Origin of the sequence: Azospirillum palustre (assembly GCF_002573965.1) — a bacterium.
Lineage (GTDB): Bacteria > Pseudomonadota > Alphaproteobacteria > Azospirillales > Azospirillaceae > Azospirillum > Azospirillum palustre.
Genome location: NZ_PDKW01000037.1, coordinates 367,005 through 389,931, shown reverse-complemented (window position 1 = coordinate 389,931; position 22,927 = coordinate 367,005). Strand labels below are relative to the sequence as shown.

19 protein-coding genes are annotated in these 22,927 nt (G+C 63.6%); 9 read left to right on the top strand and 10 right to left on the bottom strand.

Annotated elements, in window-relative coordinates; translation table 11 throughout:
• Window positions 1–232: 232 nt before the first annotated feature.
• Entirely contained in the window at window positions 233–4,822 is a 4,590-nt protein-coding gene (locus CRT60_RS03675) for a chemotaxis protein CheB (RefSeq protein ID WP_244592241.1), read from the bottom strand.
• A gap of 626 nt (window positions 4,823–5,448) precedes the next feature.
• On the opposite strand from CRT60_RS03675, the gene CRT60_RS03670 reads away from it, so the two are divergent.
• Window positions 5,449–6,561 carry a response regulator gene (locus tag CRT60_RS03670; protein ID WP_143273069.1) on the top strand — a complete coding sequence of 371 codons (1,113 nt, stop codon included), beginning with the start codon at window positions 5,449–5,451 and terminating at the stop codon, window positions 6,559–6,561.
• 95 nt (window positions 6,562–6,656) lie between these two features.
• Here CRT60_RS03670 and CRT60_RS35460 read toward each other — a convergent pair whose 3' ends face one another.
• The 4 genes from CRT60_RS35460 to CRT60_RS03650 form a co-directional block, all read right to left on the bottom strand.
• Window positions 6,657–6,908 (bottom strand): hypothetical protein, encoded by a 252-nt coding sequence (locus tag CRT60_RS35460; protein ID WP_143273067.1) that lies wholly within the window; start codon window positions 6,906–6,908, stop codon window positions 6,657–6,659.
• A gap of 235 nt (window positions 6,909–7,143) precedes the next feature.
• Complete coding sequence (locus tag CRT60_RS03665; protein ID WP_098735080.1) at window positions 7,144–7,431, bottom strand: hypothetical protein; 288 nt, start codon at window positions 7,429–7,431, stop codon at window positions 7,144–7,146.
• A 76-nt stretch (window positions 7,432–7,507) separates the two neighbouring features.
• The gene (locus CRT60_RS03660) at window positions 7,508–7,807 is read right to left on the bottom strand and encodes a hypothetical protein (protein WP_143273065.1); all 300 of its coding nucleotides are present in this window, start codon (window positions 7,805–7,807) and stop codon (window positions 7,508–7,510) included.
• Window positions 7,808–8,303: 496 nt separating this feature from the next.
• The gene (locus CRT60_RS03650) at window positions 8,304–9,230 is read right to left on the bottom strand and encodes a PhnA-like protein (RefSeq protein WP_098735077.1); all 927 of its coding nucleotides are present in this window, start codon (window positions 9,228–9,230) and stop codon (window positions 8,304–8,306) included.
• 341 nt (window positions 9,231–9,571) lie between these two features.
• Here CRT60_RS03650 and CRT60_RS03645 point away from each other — a divergent pair, with 341 nt between their 5' ends.
• Window positions 9,572–9,994, top strand: coding sequence for a hypothetical protein (locus CRT60_RS03645; protein WP_098735076.1), 423 nt, complete (start codon window positions 9,572–9,574; stop codon window positions 9,992–9,994).
• A gap of 36 nt (window positions 9,995–10,030) precedes the next feature.
• Here the strand turns inward: CRT60_RS03645 and nhaA are convergent, their stop codons facing one another.
• The 4 genes from nhaA to CRT60_RS03625 form a co-directional block, all read right to left on the bottom strand.
• Window positions 10,031–11,368, bottom strand: coding sequence for a Na+/H+ antiporter NhaA (gene nhaA / locus CRT60_RS03640; RefSeq protein ID WP_098735075.1), 1,338 nt, complete (start codon window positions 11,366–11,368; stop codon window positions 10,031–10,033).
• 118 nt (window positions 11,369–11,486) lie between these two features.
• The gene (locus tag CRT60_RS03635; protein WP_098735074.1) at window positions 11,487–12,215 is read right to left on the bottom strand and encodes a YsnF/AvaK domain-containing protein; all 729 of its coding nucleotides are present in this window, start codon (window positions 12,213–12,215) and stop codon (window positions 11,487–11,489) included.
• Between the two features lie 55 nt (window positions 12,216–12,270).
• Complete coding sequence (locus tag CRT60_RS03630; RefSeq protein ID WP_098735073.1) at window positions 12,271–12,669, bottom strand: YsnF/AvaK domain-containing protein; 399 nt, start codon at window positions 12,667–12,669, stop codon at window positions 12,271–12,273.
• A 38-nt stretch (window positions 12,670–12,707) separates the two neighbouring features.
• Window positions 12,708–13,256, bottom strand: coding sequence for a hypothetical protein (locus CRT60_RS03625; protein ID WP_098735072.1), 549 nt, complete (start codon window positions 13,254–13,256; stop codon window positions 12,708–12,710).
• Window positions 13,257–13,600: 344 nt separating this feature from the next.
• On the opposite strand from CRT60_RS03625, the gene CRT60_RS03620 reads away from it, so the two are divergent.
• From CRT60_RS03620 to CRT60_RS03605, 4 genes are all read left to right on the top strand, one after another.
• A complete protein-coding gene (locus CRT60_RS03620) occupies window positions 13,601–14,794 on the top strand; it encodes a sensor histidine kinase (protein WP_244592240.1) in 1,194 nt (397 codons plus the stop codon).
• 44 nt (window positions 14,795–14,838) lie between these two features.
• A complete protein-coding gene (locus tag CRT60_RS03615; RefSeq protein WP_167421616.1) occupies window positions 14,839–15,438 on the top strand; it encodes an exopolysaccharide biosynthesis protein in 600 nt (199 codons plus the stop codon).
• A gap of 586 nt (window positions 15,439–16,024) precedes the next feature.
• Window positions 16,025–16,321, top strand: a complete 297-nt coding sequence (locus tag CRT60_RS03610) for a hypothetical protein (protein ID WP_098735070.1) — start codon at window positions 16,025–16,027, stop codon at window positions 16,319–16,321.
• A gap of 158 nt (window positions 16,322–16,479) precedes the next feature.
• The gene (locus tag CRT60_RS03605; protein ID WP_098735069.1) at window positions 16,480–16,689 is read left to right on the top strand and encodes a hypothetical protein; all 210 of its coding nucleotides are present in this window, start codon (window positions 16,480–16,482) and stop codon (window positions 16,687–16,689) included.
• 63 nt (window positions 16,690–16,752) lie between these two features.
• On the opposite strand, the gene CRT60_RS03600 is transcribed toward CRT60_RS03605, so the two are convergent.
• Window positions 16,753–18,144 carry a tyrosine-type recombinase/integrase gene (locus CRT60_RS03600; protein ID WP_098735068.1) on the bottom strand — a complete coding sequence of 464 codons (1,392 nt, stop codon included), beginning with the start codon at window positions 18,142–18,144 and terminating at the stop codon, window positions 16,753–16,755.
• Between the two features lie 169 nt (window positions 18,145–18,313).
• On the opposite strand from CRT60_RS03600, the gene CRT60_RS03595 reads away from it, so the two are divergent.
• From CRT60_RS03595 to CRT60_RS03585, 3 genes are all read left to right on the top strand, one after another.
• Window positions 18,314–18,517: a hypothetical protein gene (locus tag CRT60_RS03595; RefSeq protein ID WP_098735067.1), complete on the top strand. Its 204-nt coding sequence runs from the start codon at window positions 18,314–18,316 to the stop codon at window positions 18,515–18,517.
• A gap of 314 nt (window positions 18,518–18,831) precedes the next feature.
• Entirely contained in the window at window positions 18,832–20,124 is a 1,293-nt protein-coding gene (locus CRT60_RS03590) for a CorA family divalent cation transporter (protein ID WP_161957969.1), read from the top strand.
• 12 nt (window positions 20,125–20,136) lie between these two features.
• Entirely contained in the window at window positions 20,137–22,911 is a 2,775-nt protein-coding gene (locus tag CRT60_RS03585; protein WP_143273063.1) for an ATP-binding protein, read from the top strand.
• Window positions 22,912–22,927: the final 16 nt, after the last annotated feature.

Sequence of the window (22,927 nt, the reverse complement as noted above, 5' to 3'; positions counted from 1 at the left end):
AATTGGGAGCCGCGCTCCCGCTGGTATTGACGTTGGCCGGGAACCGTCACGGCTATCGGAAGCACACACTCGGTTTGGATGAACATTTTCCCGTGTAGAAAATGGACAGACGATGTGCTGTTGCTTTGATTTTCGTGTAGTGCCCGCCTGAGGATGCGGCACATGGTGCTTTCCGCATCCACCGGCAAACTCTGCAATGGAACCATCGGCCCTCTCGTCCTCAACCTCATCCTCAGGCGCTTCCCGGCTTCAATGGTTGGGTTGTGAGGGACCGTCTTATGGCGGTCAGCAGAGGCTCCGGGCTGAGCGGCTTGTGCAGCAGCAGGAAGCCGCTGGCACTCGCTTCCCGGATGCGCGCGGGCGAGGTATCACCTGTCAGGAGGATCCCGGGCAGCCGGGTGGCGAAGTGCCGCTCCAGCCGCCGGATTGCTTCAGATCCGGTTTCCGTGCCCCTGAGCCGGAAATCGGCGATGACCAGGTCCGGCGCCCGGCTCTCCAGTCGCTCCACCGCCATGTCGCCGTCGGATGCCGCCACCACATCATAATTCAATTCATGGAGGAAGGCGGCAACCCCGTCGAGAACCGCCGGGTCGTCGTCGATCACCACCACCCGCTCGCCGTTGCCGCCATCGGGTATCGCCGTCTCCTCCTCTTTCGGAACGGGATCCTCCGGACTGGCCAACGGAACCAGGATCTCGAACATCGATCCCCGCCCTGGTGTCGATTGGACCTGGATCGGGTGCTGAAGCAGCGTGGCAAGGCGTTCCACGATGGCAAGCCCCAGCCCGAGCCCCTGCCGCCGGTCGCGCTCCGGATTGTCGACCTGATGGAATTCCTCGAAGATCGACGCCAGCTGGTTCGGCGGAATGCCGCGCCCGGTGTCCCAAACCTGGATACGCAGGTTCGGGCCGGCGCGGCGGCACCCCACCAGGATGTGGCCCTGGTCGGTGTATTTGATCGCGTTGGCAATGAAGTTCCGCAGGATGCGTTCCAGCAGCTTGGGATCGCTCCGCACCGTCAGGCCGGTCCGGACGCCGTGCAGCGTCAGCTCGGCGGCTTCGGCCAGCGGCGAAAGCTCGGCGTGCAGCGCGGCGATCATCGCCTGGATCGGGAATGACCGAAGCGTCACGTCGATGACGCCGGCGTCCAGGCGCGACACATCCAGGATATCGTCCAGCATGGCGGTCATGGCGCCCAACGCGTTGCCCATACTCACCAGCAGCTTGCCCGCCGCCTCGCCTTGTGGCTGCATTGCCACCAGATGATGGAACATGATCAGTGCCTGGACCGGCTGACGCAGATCGTGGCTGGCGGCGGCGAGAAAGCGGGTCTTGCTGGCGCTTGCCTGTTCGGCGGCCGCCTTGGCGGCGGCGAGGGCTTCGCGGACTCGCACCTGCTCGGTGACGTCCTCCAGGGCCAACAAGATCAGCCCGCCAGCCTTGTTCAAGCGGCGGGCATTCAGCAGCAGCGTGCGGCGTCGGGCGAAATACCGGTCATCGGTGTCTTGGCCGCCGGACCCTTGGCTGCCGGACTTTTGACCGCCCGGCTCTCGACCGACAGTCAGCTCCAGCGCCTCGATGACCGTGCCGTCGGGTATAATCCGTTCCAGCGCCTGGTGAAGGGCGGGATCGGCCAGCAGACCGCCGGCCATCTCCGCCAGATCGATACCGAGCACGCCATCCGGCGTGGTGGCGAAGGATTGGTGGAAGGCAGCACTGGCGCCGACCACCCGCAACGTCTCGTCCAGCACCAGAAGCGGTTCGCGAACCGTATCGACGATGGCCTGGGCGAAGTCGCGCTCCGCCCGCGCCGCGCGCAGCACCCCGGCCCGTTCGATGACCAGCCCCAGCACGCTGGCGATGGCCTGGACGAATTCCAGGTCGGCATCGCTGAACCGCCCGGCGGTGTGGCTGAGCACCGCAAGGACGGATGGTCCCCGTGCCTCGCTGCCGAAGGGGACTGCCAGACCGCTGGCAGTCCGGCAGCCGGGCAGCGCCACGGGGGAGCGGACGCGCCGATCGGTGGCGAAATCCTCGACGATCAGCGGCTGCCGGGACCGGAACACCCGTCCGATCAGCGTCGCCATGTCGCTGGGGATCCTGACCTCGGAATCCTGCGGAAGGGAGAAGCCGACACTGCCGAGCAGGATCAGATCCTCGGCGTCCCCGGTGCGCCGGCCGGAGGGATCCTCGCCGGGGCCGAGGATGGCGACGCCGTCCACGTCAAGCCCCTCGGCGATGAGGTGGGCCGCTTCCACCAGCGTATCCGGCCCCTCCACTCCGATGGGGTCCTTGCGCCCGAGATCGGCGATCAGCTTGTACTGGCGCGCGCGCAGGGCCATGGCCAGACTGGTGCGCTTCAGCGGCGTCACGTCGCTGAAGGTGATGACGACCCCCTCCACCCGAGCGTGCTGCGTGCGATAGGGCTGGATACGGCGCAGGTAGGTGGTGTCGCCGTCCATCGACACCTCCCGTTCCGAAGGCGTCACTGACGACAACACCGACCGGATGTCGGCCAGCAGGTATGGGTCGGAGAAATGGCGGGCGATGTCGGTGATCGGGCGTCCGGTATCCTGCGGCAGCAGAGCGAACAGCCGGGTCGCCGTCGGAGTGAAACGCTTGATCCGCAGGTCCGACGACAGGAAGATCGTGGCGATGTCGGTGCTGCTCAGCAGATTGCCGAGGTCGTTGGTGGTCGCCTCCAACTCGTCGACCTTTTCATGGAGCTGGGCGTTCAGCGTGCTGAGTTCCTCGTTGAGGGATTGCAGCTCTTCCTTGGAGGTCTCCAGCTCCTCGGTGGTCGACTGGTACTCCTCCCCGATCGACAGGATCTCCTCGTTGGCGGCCCGCAACGCCGCGCTGGTGGCGCTGAGTTCTTCGATGGTGTCGTTCAACTCTTCACGGGTCATGCGCAGCTCGCTTTCGAGCTGTTCGACGCCGTCCATATCGGCCGGCGGCGGCGCGGCCTCGCCGGCCGGCATGCTTGGCGCCGTGTCGCCGGCCGTGAAGGTGACCAGGAGCAGATCGTTGCCGGCCCGGGGGAAGCGCACCGGGATCACCAGAATGGTCACCGATACCACGACGCCCTGGCGGTTGTGCCTGATCCCGGAAATCTGGATACGGCCGTGCGAGGCGATCGCCTGGGCGACGGCGCGGCGCAGTTGCAGGCGCAACTCCCCGCGCGTCATCGCCGTCAGATCCCAGGGCGGCTCCCCCGTCGGCAGGTCGAGAAACTCGCCGGTCGGACCGAACAGGTATTGGACGCGATGCAGCCCGTCGATCAGAACCGCCGCCGGGGCGTATTCGAGCAACAGGGCCTGTCGGATGATGTCGGCCGGGCTGGTCCCACGCAAGGAGGTGGGCGGAGCCGGCACCGTGATCGCAGACCGCCCGCTCGTCGGCGGGACCGTCACCGCGCTGCCGCGTGTCGTGCCGATTTTCCGGTAAAGGCGCCATTTCTTCGATAATGGTGCGAACAGGTCGGAGCGCGCGTCAATGGATTCCGCGGTGCCGAGGAGCAGGCCGCCATTCTCGACCAGAGCGAAATTGAACAGCGCGAAGATGGACTTCTGCACGTCCGGCTCGATGTAGATCAGCATGTTGCGGCAGCTGATCAGATCGAGCTTCGAAAAGGGCGGGTCGCTGAGCAGGTCGTGCTGGGCGAAGGATACCGCGTCGCGCAACGGCTTGGCCACCTTGTAGCCGCCCTCGGCCTTGGTGAAATAGCGGTCGAGCCGTTCGACCGACACGTCGACGGCGATGGTTTCCGGATACAGACCGGTGCGGGCGATGGTCAGCGCCCGGCTGTCCACATCGGTGGCGAACACCCGGAAGTCGGGGGATGATCCGCTCTGCGCGCAGGCTTCCATCAGCAGGATGGCGATGGAGTATGCCTCTTCCCCGGTGGCGCAGGCCGGGACCCAGACGCGGATCGGCTTCCCCGCCGGCCGATTCCGCACCAGCGGGGCGATGAAATCGCCGGCCAAGACCTCGAAAGCCGGATCGTCGCGGAAAAAGCGGGTCACGCTGATCAGAATGTCGCGCGACAGCAGTTCGATCTCTGCCGGGTGCGTGCCCAGAAAGGATCGATATTCCGGCATGTCGGCGATGTGGTGAATCCCCATGCGCCGTTCGATGCGGCGGGCCAGCGATCGCGGCTTGTATGCCCGGTGGTCGCGCTTGGTCTGTGCGTTCAACAGGTCGAGGATGGCGCTCAGTGCGGCGTTCGGTACGTCCGGCTGCTCTGCCGCCACGGGGCCGAGATAGGGCTGGTGAACGAAATCGACGATGACGCCGGGCATACGTTCCGGCGCCAGGATGTAATCGGCCATGCCGGTGGCGATGGCGCTGCCCGGCATGCCGTCGAAATCGGCGGTTGTCGGGTCCTGCACGACCACCAGCCCGCCGCATTCTTTGATCGAGCGCAGACCATTGGTGCCGTCCGCACCGGTGCCGGACAGCACGACGCAGATCGCCTTCTCCTGTTGGTCGGTCGCCAACGTGCGGAAGAAGATGTCGATGGGCAGGGTCGCGTCAGTCGACAGCTGCGATTCGCGAATGCGCAGCTGGCCGGCCTCCATGGTCGGCAACCAGCCTGCCGGAGCGATGTAGACGTGATCTGCCTCCAGCGGAATCCCGTCATGGGCCGTATGGACCGACAGCGGCGTCACTTTTGCCAGGAGGTCGGACAGCAGCCTTTCATTGTTCGGAATCCGATGCTGGATCACCACGAAGGCAAGGCGGCTGGCCGCCGGCACGGCGCTGAGCAGCGCGGTGATGGCCTTGAGGCCGCCAGCCGAGGCGCCGATTCCAACAATTGCCAAAGGGCCGGACCGCGTGTCCCGCCCTTCAGCCGGAGCCATGGACGGTGTGTCCTGGCAATGCCGATCCCTGCTTTCATCCGATGACATCTTGTCCGCCTCCAGCCCCATACCACGACCCCCACTCGGTCTTTGCCGACATCCACTGTTCTGGTCCACCAAATCGCTATGGTGGGAGGGTATTAGGCCGGTACGCGGATATTCACCAATTCAGATGCTTAGAAGCTTACGACACATTGGCGATCGGAGGAAAAAATTAAAAGAAGCCGCTGTGGATATTCATATGCACACTTCTGCAATTGAATTTATATTTCCGAATTCCAGAGCGTGAACTGTTTGTAATCAATGGATTGCGCCTGAAGTTACGCCCGGCCGGCCGCTGTGGCGTTCGGGGTCATGTGGTCCAGGACTCTGGAGGGCGGTTGCGCCGGCCACGGCGCAGGCCATGGTGAGACGGGCCAGCACGGCCCCCCGCATCAGGCTGGCTTGTCCCGGCGGCGCTCGGCTTTCGTCCAGCGCAGTTGTTCGCGCAGCACGTCGGCACCATGGGGGTATTGCCCGTCGTTGGAGTGGAACAGCGTGGTCATGGGCGTTCCTCCGGTCGGTGTGCGGATGACGGGATGCCCGCCATGGGCGGAATTGCCGAATGCGGAGTCTCGGTGGCTGCCCTTGGAACTCCGGCGGCGCCGGAACAGGACCAGCGGACAGTACAGGGTTCCCCCGCCGCTGATTGTGCCAGCACGGCGCTGGCGAAGCCGAGGCGTTCCGTTGCTCTGGCTTCGCGAACGGCTTGCGGTGCCCAGCTGACGCATTCGCTGCTCGCCTTCGCCCGGCGTCAGATGCTCACGCCGAAGCCGGCACACATGCTTCCCCTTATCGCGGGCATGCGGCCCTTGCTGGAACGCACGCTGGGCGGCCTGATCCGTTTCGACATCGATGTTCCACCGGGCACGGCGCCGGTGATGGTCGATCCGGCGCGGCTGGAATCGGCGATCCTCAATCTGGCGATCAATGCAAGGGATGCGATGCCCCAAGGCGGGGTTCTGACCTTGCGTGCCGACAACATCGCCATCAGGCGGCAGGGCGAACCGGGATGCCCGGCGGAGTTGGCACCCGGCGACTATGTCGCGATCAGCCTGACCGATACCGGCATCGGCATGGAGGAGGCGACGCTGGCCAGGGCCTTCGAACCCTTCTTCACCACCAAGGGTGTCGGTGGGGGCTCGGGCCCCGGCCTGTCGATGGTCTATGGCATGGTTGCCCAATCCGGCGGCGGCGTGACGATCGCCAGCAAGGTCGGCAAGGGGACCTCGGTGACCATCTTCATCCCGCGCGCGTCGGAGGCGCGGGCTTTGACCCAGGAGCCGCCGTCCGAGACGATTCCGGGGGACGGTGCCGTAGTGCTGCTGGTCGATGACGACCTGCTGGTCCGGGCCGGTGCGGCGGCCGTCCTGAAGATGCTTGGGTACCAGGTGATTGCCGCCACGAGTGGATTGGAGGCATTGAAGGTTCTTCAGGAGCGGATGCCGGTCGATGTCATGATCACCGACTATGCCATGCCGGGCATGAGCGGCGTCGCCCTGATCCAGGAGACCCGGCGTCTTGCGCCGTCGCTGCCCGTTCTGCTCATCACCGGCTATACCGACAGACCGGAAGGGATCGAGCGCTGCGCGGTTCTCCATAAACCCTTCAAACCACAGGCTCTGGCGGAGCAGATCGCGACCCTTCTGAGGGTGAGTTGACCGGCACCCAAGGGGGGAGGCCGATCCCTAAGCTGGAACGGCACGGTATCAGGCAACGCATTGTGATGATGCGACTGCGCGTAAAGCAGGATCACTCATGACTGTGCGTTATTCCGACGCTGACGCTCCTGCTGGTGGTGGCGCCTGTTTACGATGCTGTCAACCGCCGAACCAGGATGGATAACCACCAGAATCTCATCTTTCGAATGCTCCTCGATGTCCCCAAAAAGATGGCTTGAATGATCCTTCTTCAGCCAATAATCCGGATATGGCTCCCAAAACTCGAAACCGTTCGCACGCAGGAAATGAACGGCATTTGCCCGGCTGTCGAAAAGATGGGTTTCCATGATGACCTCACAATGAAGGTTCCCACATTATATATGCACTTTTACTAGTACTTATGAGGTGTAAGATCAGATATTTTAGGGGGCGAGGTCGGTTTGTTTGCAAAATTCACCTATTTTTTAATATATCTGGAGTCTGCTTGGGCCCTTCTGCGTGGTGCGAGACGGTAAACCGCCCGATGCATCGGAGTTGGCGGGAGTGTCCGACGGACAATGGCCATTCCGACAAATTGTCCGGTCAATTGAAGTCGATGTTCGACAGCGCATCCGGGCACTTGACTGCCAGCATGGCGAATGCCCGGTCATGCCGCTGCGTCAAAAGGGAGAGCTGGACGATATCCTGCTTGGTCGCCGGCTGTTCGCTATGCTGTTTAAAATCCTGGACGGCTTGCTCGAACAACTTCTTCGTGTTGATGACTTCATCCACCAGCTGGTCGCAGGTCGCGTTTCCATAGGTGAGCGCAGAGGCTCCACCGGAGATGACGGAGATCAAGGCGGTGAAAACAACGGCTTGGGCCTTAAACATGCTTTCCTCCCATGGTCGTGATGGCCGCTTTATTGGCGACAGGAAGACACCTCCCGTTGCGGGTCTGAGCCCCCCGTCACCGGCGCTCCAGCGTGCCTTGCCGGCGGCCGTCGCTATCCCGGATGACCAGTTCATTCTTATTGAAGCCGGGCACGACATTGCCGCTCCGGCGCCCATTGCTGTCACGCAGCACATGGCTGCCGCCAACCTCCTCCTCGATCCGCCCGATGGGCCGGCCCTCACGGCTGCGCACGACACCGGCGCCGTCGACGTAATTGCCCGGATCGAAGAGAATCGTCGGGTTGCGTTCGTCGGCGGAAGCCGCAGACGCGCCACCCACGAGCGTCAGGAGCAAAAGGACAGCGGCGGCTTTCATTTCGAAAAGGTCCTTGTCAGCCCGGTTGATGTCAGCCCGGCTGGGCAACGATCCTCCTGTATGTGGCGATCGTCAGGGATGAGCTGTGAGGTTCCGGCATGTCCTCCTTTGCCGGCTTCCCGGCGGTCGCCTCTTGTGAACTCTGTCATCGCGTCCCGATGGGGACTTGCGACCGAAGGGGAATGCCGGGGACGAGCCGCGGCATGGCGATCACGGACGGGTCCGCAGCATTATCCAGCGCATCATTGCACTGGCCGGATACATCAAGGCGAAGCAGAGCGTCGACCAGGGGATCTCCACTGCCAGGGGGGAGGTGCCTGGCTTCACCCGGATCTCCGCCTCAAGCAGACCAACGATGCTGACAAGCAAGTATGTGCAAGCGCAAAACCAGACAAGCGACATAATCCCTCCACAAGGAGACACCATGTCGCTTCACCATTAACGAAACGCCAACGTTAAACCCGCTATCCCGAATCAATGGCGTCGATCCGCGGCGTCAATCGGCAATTGCCGAATGCTCATGCCGCTGGGTGCCCAGGCGGCCGCCGACCGCGGCGGCCACGGCGCCCAGCAGCAGGGCGATGGTGCCCCAGATGCCCGCGGCGGACAGGGTGTTGCTGGTTGCCTCCGCCGCGTTGGTCGCCGTCTCGGTGGCCTGCTGCTTGGCTGCGCCGAACTGCTGCTCGACCTGCTGAAGCCGCTGACGCGCCTGATCCTCGGGGACCCCGGCCTGTTGCGCAATGATGGAAACCGCCTGCTGACGCGCCTGATCCGCCTGCGGCCCGCCGGTCGCCATCGTGGTCAGGGCGCTGAGCAACTGGGTGCGGGCATCGTTGCCGCTGCGCTGTTGATCGGCCGGGCGCAACAGGTCCTCGGCCCGCCCCCGCAACTCCTCGGCGGACAGTCCCGATGCGCGAACGACCTCCGGAACAGCCTGTTGCACCGTCTGCGCCACGCCCGAGGTTGCGCTGCCCAGCGCACTGAACGCCCCACCTGTGATGCCACCCAGCGTGGTGGTCACGAGATAGGCGCTGATCAGCAGCGCGAAAGCCCAGGTCAGCAGACCATGGATCAGGCCATCGCCATGGACCGCCACCCCGGCAAGCCGGGCCGCCACATAGCCGCCGATGCCAAGCGCCACCATGTAGCTTATCGTCCACCACAGTCCCGCGCCGATCCCGAAGGAACTCGCCTGTGGCAAACCTTCACGGCCCGCGGCGGGATCGATGGCCGTCATTCCGATGCCGAGCCCGAGCATGCTCAGCAGCAGCTGGATCGCCAGGGCGAGCACGACGCCCGCAAAGACGCCCGCCCACGATACGCGGCGATGAACACCCGGCCTCACCTCCACGTCCGAACCGGTCAGAATTGTGCGGTGCGGTGCCGCGTCGGGCGCCGTGTAGACGCCTTGCTTCGTGATCATGGTCGTGGTCCTTGGGCCTGGGGGGATGCAAAAGTCTGGCGTCTCCGTCGGCCAGGACGGCAAATGGCCGGATGGAGAAGCATGAGGCGTCGGACACTCTTCAACCACTCAACATCAGAAGTGTGATGATGGTTCCCTGTGATGATGGCAAGTGGACATTGTCGTCTCATGCGTTTTCATTACAATTTATCCTTATAATTTGTTTATCTCGAATCAATTTCATGAGCTTTATTCATATGTGAAATATGACAACGTCGACGGCCTGTAGTCACGATCGCTCGATGATATAAGATCGGAATGGCACATATAATGGATGAAAACTCTTTCACGGGGAGGCTGACATGCCATTGCGCGCCGAATACACCCTGCACCAGTCCAACTTGGGCGATTTCCTCTCTGCTCCAGTTTGGATGGAAAAGAATGGAACGCCGCTCAGCGTCCTCTCGGCACTGGCTCGGCTTGACCTCGATCCCTGGGCCGAAGGATCTCGCCTGGCGGCGTTATCAAAGGATGCGGCGACGTCACGGCTTGCCGCCATCCTTCGTCAGCTTCCTGAGAAACAGCCTGGGACAACGGACACCGACAGGATCGCGGATCGTCTCGTGGCGCTTTTGCCCAAAGAGGGATCTGCCGCAACCACCACTGCCATGCCGACCAACGACATCGCCGGTCGGATGGGCGGTGCAATTGGCGGCAACCGTTGGATCATCCTTGCCTTGGCGGCGCTCCTTGCCGCCCTGGTGACGAACGGGCTGTGGTTCTGATCCGGGCGGCTCTGAGACAGGCGGCCGAAGGAGCCATCACGGCCGCTTGTCCGTCAGCGCCGTCTGTCGCCTTGCGGAGGTCAACCAGGTCAGCGCCAAGAGGCCGCATCCTGCCGAGACGATGGAGGCGGCCAGGATGCCGAGCTTGGCGGCACCGATCAGGGACGGGTCGAACGCCAGCTCGGCAATGAACAGCGCCATCGTAAAGCCGATGCCCGTCAGCAGCGAACCGGCAGCGAGAAGGCCCCAGGACAGCTCCGCCGGGAGAATGGCCAGGCGCAGCGTCACGGCCACAACGCTGAAGGTCACCACCCCGACAGGCTTGCCAAAGACGAAAGCCAGCAGAATTGCCAGAGTCAGGGGGGCGTCGATCCCTTCGGCCGACAGCGGCAGACCGGCATTCGCCAAGGCGAAGAGGGGCATGATCAGGAAGGCGATCCAGGGATGCAGCAGGATCTCCAGGCGTTCGATTGGAGACAGCGCCTCACGGGTCGCGACGCCGGCCCGGCGCAGGTCGTGACGGTCGGCCGTGTCGCCGCTCCAATGCTCCCCCGGCGGGTAGGCGGTAACGCGCCCCAGGATGCTGCGCAGGCGGTGATCGCTCACCCAGCTGCGCGCCGGCGTCATCAGGCCGAGAAGGACACCGGCCAGCGTCGGATGGACGCCCGAAACGTCCAGAGCCAACCAGATCGCTCCGCCCAGCGCGAAATAGGCCGGGAGGTTGCGGACGCCTGCGCGGGCGATGCCCGCCACGACGCCAACCCCCAGCCCGGCCAGTCCGAGGGCCGCCGGATCGAGCGCGCTGCCATAGCCGATCGCGATCACGAGGATCGCGCCGATGTCGTCGAAGATCGCCAGCGACAGCAGGAATAGCCGAAGGCTGTGGGGGATGCGCGTCCCGAGGACTGCCAGGCAGCCGATCACGAAGGCAGTATCGGTCGCTGTGACCGCCCCCCAGCCATGAACGCTGTCCCCGTCACCCACCACCAGGAGGAAAAGGGCGGCGGGCACGATCATTCCACCCAATGCCGCGGCGATCGAAAGCGCGGCCATCCGCGGACTGCGGAGCTCGCCCAACACCATTTCCCGTTTCAGTTCAAGCGCGGCGACGAAGAAGAACAGCGTCATCAGTCCGTCGTTGATCCAGTGCTTCAACGACCGGGAGAACTCGATGGCGCCCAGATGAAGTCCGGCCTGGGTCTCCCAGATGGCCAGGAACGGTGCGGACCATGGGGAGTTGGACAGAAGCAGGGTCAGGGCGGTGCACAGCAACAGGGCGCCGCCGGCCGCCGCCTCGATCCGCAGGAAACGTGCGAGTGGCCTGGTGATGCGATCCACCGGCTCTTTCGGCAGCCTCCCGGCCTCCTCGCTCATGTCTTTCGATCTTGCATCGGGGGTGCCGGATGCCGGACGGCCACCCCGGCTTATGTCCGGGATGGCCGTCGGAGGCGGGCGGTTCACGTCCGCCCTGCCACGCCTTGTGTGCTTCGGGTCAGCGCTTGTTGCCGGACTTGCCGCCGACCAGCTCTACCTTGACGTCGGTGCGGCGGGCGACGGCCTCCACGGTCTTTTCCCGTTCCGACGCCGTCTTGGACAGCACGACCTCCTCGACGACGCGGGCCTCCTTGGTGATCTCCGGCATTTCGGAGGTCGCCGTCAGTTCGACGGTCTTCTCGCCGAAGGCGGCCTTCTCCTCGTCGGGGCTCAGGGGGCGGTCAATCTTGCGGTGTTCCACATCCACCGTCTCGTCGCGCACCGTGACGGTGTCCTTGACCGGCGTCTCGGTGACCTCGGAGGTGAGCTTCATCCCACCCTTGGAAACCCGGCGCTTGCCGATCTCAACCTCCTCCTTCACCGATTGGAGGGTCTCCTGCTCGACAGTGCCGCCATTGCGCGCCTTTTGGGCCGGCTTATGCGCTGCGGGTGCGTCGGGCAGGTCGATGGTCCCATTCTCGTCGAGAATTGCCTCCGCCGCATCGGCATCCTGATCGGCGATATCGGCCGCAACCAGAGTGTGGCCCTGACGGAGGGCAGCGCCATACTGGTCCGCCAGTTCCTTCTCGAAGCCGTGCCCCAGCAGGCTCTGGGCGGCCTTGTCGGCGCTGTCGGCGCCGCCGAAGGTTTCGATGTCCGTTTCCTGGCAGCCCGCCGCGATCAGGGCCTGGAAGGCCTTCTTGGCGGAACCGGTTTCCTTGTAAAGTCCAACGACGATCGTGCTCATGATGGTCTCCGATAGGATTTCGACTGTTTGGGATTTTTGAAGCGGTCCGCGCCGGTCAGGCCTCTGGGTCGTCCGGCGCGGGATCCTGGTCGATCGCCACATCCTGACGGCGCAGCGTGACGTGGTCGGTCATCCTGCGGCTTTCCGTGCGGCGGGTGATCCGGACCTCTTCCACCAGCTTCAGGCGGACCTCCACGACCGCGACCTCCTCGATCACCGAGATGACGGTGGTGTCGCCGTCCTGGCGGTCGGGGATCGGACCATCGACGAAGCGCCCGATGGGCACCCGCTCGACCTCCAGCGTCTCCACCGACAGATCGGCTTCGACCGGCTGTTCCCGCTCATGGCTGAGGGTGCGGGCGCGGACGGTCCCGGTGACCTGCCGGCGCTTGGCGACGCCCACCTGCTCTTCGACGGCGAGAAGCGTCTGCGTCTCGTTTTCCGAACTGGTCAACGGAGGTCCTCCTGCGGTTTTTTGGCGGGTCGGCGGCGTCAGGCGTCGGGATGCGGCGCGTTGTGCTTGGCATCCTGGGTCAGACGGGACGCGGCCTGAGCGACGCGGACATTGACCTCGAAGAAGGCCAGCCAGCCGCCGAGCAGGTAGCGGTGCCCCGCCGTCACGATGTCCTGCGGGCCACGAGCCTTGAGCATGCTGCCCATCATCTCGTTCTGACGCTCGACGGCCTGGTTCATGAAGGAGACGGCTTCCGAAAAGGCCGTTCCATAGCCTGCCATCAGGGCGCCGCCGAGTGCCGTCGCCTGACCGCTCCCGCTATCGAGGCCCTGGTTGAATGCGCGATTGAACCTTTGGCCGGCAGCCTGGACGGTTTCAGGAAATCCCTGGTTGCCCGACGTGCCGGGCAGCGTCGGCGGCCAGGGCCTCGGCTGCTGTCCGAAGCCACGGCCGGCTTTCGGCGCATGCTCCTCGCTGGCGCTTCGGATGGTGGCGCCCTTTGACGCATCCTTGCCCGCCGGGATTTCGTCGCTTGCGCTGCGAATGGTCGGGCGAGTGGTGGGGGTGGGTTGCGTGCCGTCGTCCATATCAAAACCATATCTGTTCGGGTGGGGTGTCGGGGAGCGCTGTGCTCGACCTGAATGACTTAGTCTTATATTATGCTGCACTGCAAAAATACAACGTCGCAAGAAATATAATTTGAAAAAACACGCGATTAATCGCAAAATAATAAGGAGGTATTCTTTTGATGATTTGGGAGTTTATCTTGTACGTATGCAGAAAGCTTATGAAAATTCTGCAGGAGGCAATTGATATATTTTTCTATATAATGGACAGGGCCGTGAAGGGCCTCTGCCACTTATTCGTCTGAGAACGCTGCACCGTGCAGCGATACTCTTTCAGTAGAAGCGAATGGACCAGGGAGCGTTGCATGCCCGGTAATTCCCGCGACCAGAAGGACGCAGAGAAGATGGTCAATGAGGAGGAGGCGCGTGGCGGTCCCTTCGTGGTGGCGGCGGAAACGACCCTGATGCCGATGCTGATCGCCGATCCGACCCTGCCGGACGTGCCGATCGTCTTCGTCAATGACGCGTTCATCAGGCTCGGCGGCTACGCACGGGAGGAGGTGCTGGGCAGGAGCTATCACCTTCTGTCCGGCTCCGACACCGATCCGGAGGTGGCGCGCGCCATCGACCTGGCCCTGCGCGCCGGGGAAGCCATCGTGCGCCCGGTGCAGCTCTACCGGAAGGACGGCAAGGAACTGTGGGTGCTTCAGCATGTCGCTCCCGTCTTCGAGGACGACCGGATCCGCTACCACTTCGCGTCCTTTGTCGACATCACCGCGCGCAAGGCGGCGGAAAATGAACTGCGGCAACTCAACGAGGAGCTGGATCGCCGCGTCTCGTTGCGCACCGGCCGGCTGGACGAGCTGAACCGCCAACTCGCCGTCGAAGTGGAGCGTCGCACCGAGGTGGAGCGGGTGCTGCGCAACACGTTGCACGACAAGGACATGCTGCTGCGCGACAAGGACGACCTGATGCGGGAGGTGAACCATCGGGTCAAGAACACCTTGCAGATGGCGTCATCCTTCCTGCGCATCCAGCTGGACGCAACCCGGAATCAGGAGCCGGCCGTGCAGGATGCGCTGCACAGCGCTGTGGAGCGGCTGGACCGCATGGCCGAGATTCACGAGAAGCTTTACCGGGCACAGGGGCTGCAGGAGATCGAATTCGGCGGCTATCTGGGGATGCTGTGCCGTGACCTGCTGGCATCTTTCGAAACCGAACAAGGCCAGCAGGTGGTCCTGGATGTCGATGCCGACGAAGCGTTTCTGAAGCCGGACCAGGCTATCCCGCTCGCCCTGATCGCCAACGAGGCGATGATCAACGCGTTGAAATACGCCTTCCCGGGCGGGCGGTCCGGCCGCATCGCCGTCTCGTTCCGCCATACCTCGCGCAACCTTCTGCGGATGACCGTCAGCGACGACGGCGTCGGCATGCCCGAGACCCGGCGCTCCGGTTCGCTCGGCCTGACCTTGATGGAGTTGCTGGCCGAGCAGATCGACGGCGGCGTGACCGTCAAATCCGACAGAGGCACGGCCGTCACGGTGTCGATCCCGGCATGACCGGCCCTGCGCCGGTTGCCGGAAGGGGGAGGAGCGATGCCGCCATGGACCCGGTCATAAACCCGCATATCCCGACATCCGAGGTTCTGCGTGGCTTGCTGGCCGAGGCTCCGGCCGACTGCGTGTCGTTCGGCTGGCTGCTGGACAAACTCCACAAGCGCTCCTTCGGCATCGTTCTGCTGCTGCTGGCGCTGATCGGGCTGGCTCCGGGAACGTCACCGGTCGTCGGCCTGCTGCTGACGATTCCGGCGATCCAGATGATCCTGGCGCGCGCGAGTCCAGCCTTCCCCCGGATCATCGCTTCCCGGCGCTTTTCGACACAGCGCCTGGTCCGGCTGGTCGATCGTGCCGTGCCTGTGTTGAGGCCCATGGAGACGGTCATACGCCCGCGCTGGAAGACGCCGTTCGACGCGACGACGCGCGTGGTCGGGCTGGTCGTTCTCGCGCTGACAAGCGTCTTCTTCGTCCCGATTCCCCTGAGCAACATCGTGCCGGCGGTGACGATCATGCTGATCGCCCTGGCTTATCTCGAGGAGGACGGGGTGTTGCTGGCGTTGTCCCTGGCCGCCGCCGCCGCCGTTCTCTTCGTTGCGACTTTCACCATCTGGCAATCGGTCGAGGCGGTCCGGTTCATGGCGTCTTGAGCCGGGCATCGCAACGGCGTCGCCGCGACCTGCCCCGATGGAGCGGGGGAAATGATCGCACTCCAAATTGAGGTGGAAAATCGTATATTGATTAAGACAATCAAAGTGTATGTGATTTCATATCAAATGAGCTTCGGTGTAAATATTTGGAGACGATTATTGTTATGTAAATTATTGACACCATATTGATTATGAAGACCGTAACGGGGAGGCTGCGATGACGCTCAGGAATACGACGCTATCAGAGTGGACCGCTTCAGAGCGTGCAGCCTGGGCTTCGTCCGCGCCGAAATGGAAAATCATGGCCTATCTGACACTTGGCATGTCAGTCGGCTTTCTCGCAGGGTTGGCGTTCTCGGGCTTCAGCGGATAGCGTGTCTGCTGCAAGATGAACGTCCTGCAAAGAGGACGGCTGCGCTCGACCACCCGGAGATCCTCTGCAGGACGCCATCCGCCGCAAGCCCGTCACTTCGAACGGGCACATCGCTCGCCATCAAAATGCGATTACCAAGTCATTCGTCCAACCGGCGACCTGACCTGGAGAGCACCTTCTGAAACCGCCGGACACGCACGGGAGCACCGTTCGATGAGCACCGCATTCACCCGCACAACCACCAGGACCGTGACGTTCACCCGTCCCTTCGAATTGAACGGCATGGACGGAATGCAGCCGGCGGGAAGCTACGTCGTGGAAACCGACGAGGAACTGATCGACTCGCTCTCTTTCCCTGTGTACCGGCGCACTGCGACCTGGATCCATCTGCCGCATGCCGATGGACGCTCCAATGGAGGGATGGGTATGGCGCAGACAGCGCTCATCGATCCGGATGAACTGGACAAGATCCTGGCATCGGCGGAAGCGGAACCCCGATACGGTTCGTAGGGGTACGGTTCGCAGGGGCATGGTTCGCAGGGCACGTGAAATCGGGTCAGGACCGGTTGGGTGCCTTCATGCCGGGATGACTGTCACGGCGAGGAACACACGAGAGCGGTGCAGTCAGTCCAGGTCTTATTGGACCGCACCGGAGAGGAGAGGCCGTCATGCAAGCCACCCACCCGAGCAAACACCCGAGCAAGCATTTGTCGTCGGTCCATTTTCTGCACGGGAAAATGTTCATTCAGACCGCTTCGGCGCTCCCGGTTGCCGTGAACATTGCCGATGAGCGGCAACGCCGGCTGGAGCGTGGTGCCCGGCTTCGTGGCTGGGACGACGACGGTGGTGCGCAGCCGCAGGAGCACGCCAAGGAGTGACGCGCTGTTCAATCGAATTTCAAGTCCGATCGCCCAAGCCCGATCGTCAATGATCCCGGATCGTTACAGCGGCTTCCTCCCATCCTTTCCACGCCGCACCCGCGCCACCGCCCCGCGTGTCGCCCGCAAGCGCTCGGTGTAGCGGGCCGGCATCACCGGCGAGGACCAGCGCCCCGCCTGCATCAGCCCGGGCAGGTCGACGCCGGCGGCCAGCAGGTCCTGGGCGGCGCCGACGCGCAAGCTGTGGCCGCTGAAGCCGACGGCAAGCGGGTCCGCTTCGCCGGTCCGCCGCTCCACCACGCGGCGCACCGCCGCCGGGCTCATCCGTTCGCCGGCGCCGCTGCGCGACAGATGGCAGAACAGGAATGCGCCTTCCCGGGTGTGCGGCTCCTCATCTCCCGGTTCGGCCGGCCACCGCGGCGCCACCGCCCGCCAGGCCGTGAGCGCCGCGACGGTTTCGGCCGAGAGCCAGGCCTCGGCCCCGTGCCCCTCCTGATCGGTCTTGGAGCGACGGATGCGGATGGTCGCCTCGCCCGGCTGCGCGTCCGGGGTCAAGGCCAAGTCGACCGGATGGAGGTCGTCCCAGCGCAGCGCCACCAGCTCGTCGGCGCGGGCCAGGGTGTCGCGCCCGACCAGCAACAGCGCGCGGTCGCGCAGGTCGATCGGCTTCAGCGGTTTCGACCGGTCCGGCTGCTCCTGATCGAGCCGGTCGAGGATCGGCGCCAGCACCGCATCGGTCAAGGCGGCCGCCTGCCGCCGCTGGCCATGCGGCAAGCGGGCATGGCCACGGCGTTCCAAGTCGACACGCCAGTGCCGGCACGGGTTCTCGTGGCCGGCGGCCCGGTGCAGCAAGGCGATCGACGCGAGGTAACGCGCCACGGTCGTCGGCTTGCGGGCCTTGCCGATCTCCCGGATGTAGCGCCGCACCGTTTCCGGATCGGCCGGCAGCCAGGACAGCCGTTGCTGCCCGCACCAGGCTGCGAACCGGCGGGCGTCGGCTTCGGTGGCGCGCAGCGTCGCGGGGGCGTAACCGCGCTGGGCAACGTCCATGAAGGCAAGCAGCGCGGCCATGGCGGCATCGGTGAGGGTGGGCGCGGGCACCGGCACCGCCACGGCCGACCCGGCGCACGGATTGGCGAAGCCGCCGGCGGCGTGCCACCACGCGAGCGAACTGCGGTAGCGCCGCAGGGTGGCGGTCGACCGGCCATCGGCCGCAGCCGCGGCAAGGAAAGCGTCCACCGTCTCGCGGCTGGCCGGCATGGCTTGGCGCTTGGTCTGTCCGCACCAGCTCACGAACAGACGCCCGTCGCCGAGCAGGGCGCGTCGGGTGGACGCCGCCATCGTCCGGGTGGTGAAGGCGGCGCGGAGGCGATCAACGTCATCGGCTGACAGGACGGGCTCAAACGCGAAGGGAATGGCGGCGTCCGTGGCCGTCAGCGTGCGGTCTGTGGGCATGGCGCCATCCTAGCGGCGCCGAGCGCCGGGGTCTATGGCCTAATAACGCCTTGATAACTGTCATTATCGAATCGTTATCGGTAACCAGTTATCCCTGCTTCCCGATGTTGGTGCAGTTAACAAAGATCACTGCATTCAGCTATCCTGGCGCGGCTTTCCCGGAGCCGCGATGACCGTCCTCTCCCTTCTCCCCGCCCTGCTCGCCGCCGAACGCGCGCTCGGCCGCCTCGACCAGGCCCTCGCCGATCCGGCGCGGCGCCGGCGCCTCGCCGCCGATGCCGCCCGCCGCTCGGCTGCCGCGGTGATCCGGCTCGACGGCCACCGCCTCGACGCCCACGACTTCCAGCGCGCCCTCGCTGTCGCTTTCTCCTGAGATTTTTCATTGAAAAATTTGAGCGTTAAATAACCCAGATCACATAGCGCAAGAGGGGCTGAGCCCTTTATTAAAACCAATGAAAACAGTTTTATAGCTTCTAGGAAAGATTTGAATTGCAAACTTTGCCGTAGTCACTCCGCCTTGTGGTGTGGAAACCAACGGCATATGCGCAGCAGGCAGAAAGGAAGATTTTCTCACCCGTATGGGTTGACAAATGTCGGTTACGCATATAGAAATCGACCGTAATATGAGATATGATGCTATCCTAAGAAAAGTTACTTTCTGTGATAATGATTAATTGGTCCTGCTTCTTGGTCGCGCCGCTCTTCCTTACCAGAGAAGACAGGGCGCGTGCGCAGCATTCACAATCCTGGAAAAGCTGGGTCCTGCGGTTGATCGAGCCTGATCGGGAGGCCTTAGAGGAAGCAAGTCGGTTCTTTCTTCCCGGCTGCCGTGACTTCTTCATGCCTAGGGCACGCGAACTCAAAAATTCATCACGATGGACCTTCTTGCCTGACATGTTGCCGGAGCTGGTTGGACCAGAGGGCCTTCCTTGGGCGCAGATTGAGTGGGTGGACCTGCTCTGGACGGATGTCCATCCTCTTCTGCTAATTAAGGTCAGCGGAAACAGGCCCTTCAATCCTGACGATGCGAAATGGACTGCAACTGCAGCCGCCTCTTGGCACCCGGCACATCCTGGGGCGAGTCCTGCCATCTGGCGGGTTGGCGGACGTGAACTCCACCTCCGGCAATGGATCCTGGGCGACGTTCTGGCTTTGCCGTCCGAACGCTGGGATGAAGTCGATGGACGTGTCCACTGGTTTGGCCAGGACCTGCCGAACTTCAATCTCTGCCATGCCGAAGGGGGATGGCCCGAAGATCAAGTGCGAGACGATCTTGTGCTGCATTTTGCGCTCGGGATGTCGTCGTGGAAGGAGGAGTTCGGTCCAGACACCACGACCCAGCAGGCCATTCTTGCTCATCACCTGCAAGAATGGGCGAACTGGCGGCTCTACGAGTGGCGCAACAGGCTGACACTGTTTCTGGCGGGTGCAGCCACCCATGGTCAACCGCGGAACACGGAAACCTATTACAGTTTGCTGTTTGCGACTGTTTGCTACCAAAGAGTCCGGTTGACCGATTTCCTTGATCAAGCAACTGGCCCGGACGCCGGGATCGCAAGGCTGCGCCACAGCTTCGCTGCATTTCGCCGGCAGTACCTGCCCCATCGCGTGACGACATACGTGATGGGTGACCGGATCTACGACTTCCTGCGTGCGGCGAACCACCTTCCCGAGATCCAGAAGGAGATCGAGGAGCAGATCCGTTTGGCGGACGAGGCGGAGCGGTTGGATCTCGGGCGTCAGGAGAATCTGACCATGATTGTCCTGACCACGGTGGCAGCACTGTTCCTGCCGGCTTCGCTGCTGACTGGTGCGTTCGGGATGAACAAGATGAGCGACCTCACGCTCGAACCCGTCTTCTGGTGGGGACTGCTGGCAGCCTACGTCCTGGGGGCGCTCTTGGTAGGCGGGTTGACCGTCGCGTTCGGCCGCTACCGGCTACTGCCGAAACTCTCTGCGCTCCTACTCGGCCGCAATTAAGAAAGGTTCACCGTGACCTCAGTTGAAACGCCGGTGAGGCCCAAGGAAGCCGCCACGCTCACCGCACGGGAGTTTCTGGAGGCTGTCGTCGCCGGCTGGCCGGTGCAATTGGCTAACGGCGACACCTTCCATCTGGAAGATTCGCAGCAGCGCCATGCCCTGCAGTTTTTCCTAGACCACCGGGTTGGCCAGGATATCTTCGCAAAGCCATTTGGCAGGGGCACTGAAGATCTTGCCAAGGCGATCATGGATTGGCTGGACCAACCATTCCAGCCGCCAGCCGTAACAGACCGCGTGCGCTTCGGTGCCAAACCGCGCTGGACCGTCATTAAGATCGAGATCACGCAATTCGGCGGCCTCCATCCCTACTGCCTGGCCGACGGCTGCACCCCTCCGCCGCTGGTCATTGAGGTGGAACGGGACGTGGTGTTGATCCGCGGCCAGAACGGCGCGGGGAAGAGTTCCATCGCCAAAGCGCTGACTTTCGCGCTGACCGGGCACATTCCCTGCGCCTCCAGCGAACCTCAGCCGTTCGAGACGCTGGTCAACACATACGCCTTGCCCAACGGCGACGAGATCCTGTTGCCGACCGTCGTCCCCATGCCGACTGCCGAGCAATGGCGCGCACGGAGCCAAGCCGGCGGAGCGATAATCGAGACCAGGGTCGAGGTCACGCTGACCAATGCGATGGGACAGGTTGTGGTCGTCCGCCGCGAGGTCGCGCCACTGGTCAAGGGCCGCTTCACCAGCCGCTTGTTGGTCAACGGGAAGCTAACCCAAGCTCTGGAAGACGCCCTTGAGGTGTCCCGCCTGGGGTTAGAACTCAGCGTCCTGCATATGGCGCGTCTTCCCTACATTGTGCTTGGTCGTCCGGAGAGCTTGGGCAAGGGCGTCCAGGAACTGACCGAGTTCCGCCCCATCAACGATCTTGCGGAAGTGTCCGTTGCCAAGTTCGCAAGCTTCCTGAAGGGCACATTCACGACCAACCGCCGGAACGACCAAAAGGTGACGGTGAGTGATTTTGCGGACAAAGCCGGCGCCTTGACGATGCTGTTCGAGAAGAGCCCGTCGAAGCCGCCGGCCGCTGCTTCTCCAACATCGGGAGACAAATGCAAGGTCAGCCTTGACGCCATCGACAACGACCTGCGCCGGAGAACGGCCTCGGTTGTCGCCGAGGTCGCCAAGGCTGCGGGCGTCCCGGAAACAGGCGTCGCTCTAGATGGGCTCGATGAGAAACTGGTCCGTACCCGCACGACCCTGACCGGCGGTACGCCGCCACGGGACTCCCTCGCGGCAGTGGTCGGCAGGCTGGCCACAATCGATGCGGCGACGGTCGAGGAGGTTCGCAAGCAGGTGCAGGCACTGGCGGATCGCGCCAACGAGTTTGCCCGGCAGCACGCGGAGAAGACCGCCTTCGTTCGCCGTCGCCTGTACGCCCGCGTCGCCGCTTGGCTGAAGGAGCAGGGCCGGGAAGGAGAACCGGATGCCTGCCCCGTTTGCCTTCGCTCCCTTACCGAAGCGGACCACGACCACGATCTGGGAATGCCCATCGCCACGGCATTGGCCCAGGCGCAAGAAGATCTCGCCGACCTGCAGTTCACACTCGATCAATTCATCGAGCAGGCGGCAAATGATTTCAAGAAAGACTTGCCGGAGGCCGTCGCAAGTGAGTTGAAGCACATCCGGATGCTGGGGCCGACTTCGCTCCGCGCCGACTGGGCGAAGAGTACCGCCGGCGACATAGCGGCCCGGCTCAAGGATGTTCCCACTTTGGCAGCTCTGGTCGGGCGGGCGGAGGAAGCCCTTGCAGCCGGTGCGGTCGGTCTGCCTGATCCGACGTTGTCGGTCTTGCCGAGCCTGCATCCCGATCTGGCTGGATCGCGGGTTGAAAAGGCTGTCCAAGTGACGACCACTCTGCTGGATGCGGCGACATGGGCCGCAGACACGGCGGAACGGCGCTCCACGGTGGTATCGGCAGCCTACGGAGTGGGGCTGGCCGAGGGTGAGGATTTGCCGGGGGGATGCTTGCTCGCAGCCATCGATGGCTTGCGCACCCTGTTGCACGATCACGTGCCCGTGGCAGCGGCGCAGGTCCACTTGCGCGAGTTGCGCATGCTCCTGACGCGTTGGGTCGACGAGGAAACCCGGATCGCCAAGGCCACCAGAGCCGCGGACGCTCTCGAAGGCCTCAAGGTGCTGAAGCAAGCGGTCGACGTCCAAGTGGGCGGTCTGCTGGCCACCCTGAACAAGGAGACCAGCACGTTTCTGAATCTGGTTTACCGGGCGTCCAGCAACGTTGGCCCCACCCTTGTGGCGCTTGGTCACGACGGTTCCGCCCTTGTATCGCGCGCCGAGCAAGGCGACGTAGTGGGTGATGCCGCCCAGATCACGAACAGCTCGCGCCAGAGGGCGCAGCTCTTCTCGTTCGTGCTGGCGCTCACCCAATATGTCTGGGAGCGCGATGGCGGCTTGCAGTTTGTGCTCCTCGACGACCCGCAAAGCTTGTTCGATGAGGACAACCAGCGGACTCTAGCAAAGGGCCTTGTGGCGTGCACGCGCCAGGAGTTCAAGCCGTTCGTCCTCACCTTCGACCGTGTCTTTTCAGCCAGGGTGGCGCGTGCCGGAGACCTCCGTATTGGCGCGGCGGTGAGCGAGAAGGTTTCCCGATGGGATCTCGTGGCTCGGCCGGACGAATACGACATCGTGAGGCTCGATCCCCACCAGGATGCATATTTCGGCGGAAAGCACCCAGCGGGAACGGCGGAAAGCGCCCGGGCAGAACGGTGAAAGCGCCCAGCCGTTT

Excerpts from the sequence above, each read along its gene's own strand:
- CRT60_RS03660 (WP_143273065.1), bottom strand. The coding sequence starts at position 7,807 with ATGAAAGCCGCCGCTGTCCTTTTGCTCCTGACGCTCGTGGGTGGCGCG.
- CRT60_RS03625 (WP_098735072.1), bottom strand. The coding sequence starts at position 13,256 with ATGGACGACGGCACGCAACCCACCCCCACCACTCGCCCGACCATTCGC.
- CRT60_RS03605 (WP_098735069.1), top strand. The coding sequence starts at position 16,480 with ATGCAAGCCACCCACCCGAGCAAACACCCGAGCAAGCATTTGTCGTCG.
- CRT60_RS03635 (WP_098735074.1), bottom strand. The coding sequence starts at position 12,215 with ATGAGCACGATCGTCGTTGGACTTTACAAGGAAACCGGTTCCGCCAAG.
- CRT60_RS03595 (WP_098735067.1), top strand. The coding sequence starts at position 18,314 with ATGACCGTCCTCTCCCTTCTCCCCGCCCTGCTCGCCGCCGAACGCGCG.
- CRT60_RS03615 (WP_167421616.1), top strand. The coding sequence starts at position 14,839 with ATGGACCCGGTCATAAACCCGCATATCCCGACATCCGAGGTTCTGCGT.
- CRT60_RS03670 (WP_143273069.1), top strand. The coding sequence starts at position 5,449 with ATGGGCGGAATTGCCGAATGCGGAGTCTCGGTGGCTGCCCTTGGAACT.
- CRT60_RS03665 (WP_098735080.1), bottom strand. The coding sequence starts at position 7,431 with ATGTTTAAGGCCCAAGCCGTTGTTTTCACCGCCTTGATCTCCGTCATC.
- CRT60_RS03645 (WP_098735076.1), top strand. The coding sequence starts at position 9,572 with ATGCCATTGCGCGCCGAATACACCCTGCACCAGTCCAACTTGGGCGAT.
- CRT60_RS03620 (WP_244592240.1), top strand. The coding sequence starts at position 13,601 with ATGCCCGGTAATTCCCGCGACCAGAAGGACGCAGAGAAGATGGTCAAT.
- CRT60_RS35460 (WP_143273067.1), bottom strand. The coding sequence starts at position 6,908 with ATGGAAACCCATCTTTTCGACAGCCGGGCAAATGCCGTTCATTTCCTG.
- CRT60_RS03600 (WP_098735068.1), bottom strand. The coding sequence starts at position 18,144 with ATGCCCACAGACCGCACGCTGACGGCCACGGACGCCGCCATTCCCTTC.
- nhaA (WP_098735075.1), bottom strand. The coding sequence starts at position 11,368 with ATGAGCGAGGAGGCCGGGAGGCTGCCGAAAGAGCCGGTGGATCGCATC.
- CRT60_RS03610 (WP_098735070.1), top strand. The coding sequence starts at position 16,025 with ATGAGCACCGCATTCACCCGCACAACCACCAGGACCGTGACGTTCACC.
- CRT60_RS03650 (WP_098735077.1), bottom strand. The coding sequence starts at position 9,230 with ATGATCACGAAGCAAGGCGTCTACACGGCGCCCGACGCGGCACCGCAC.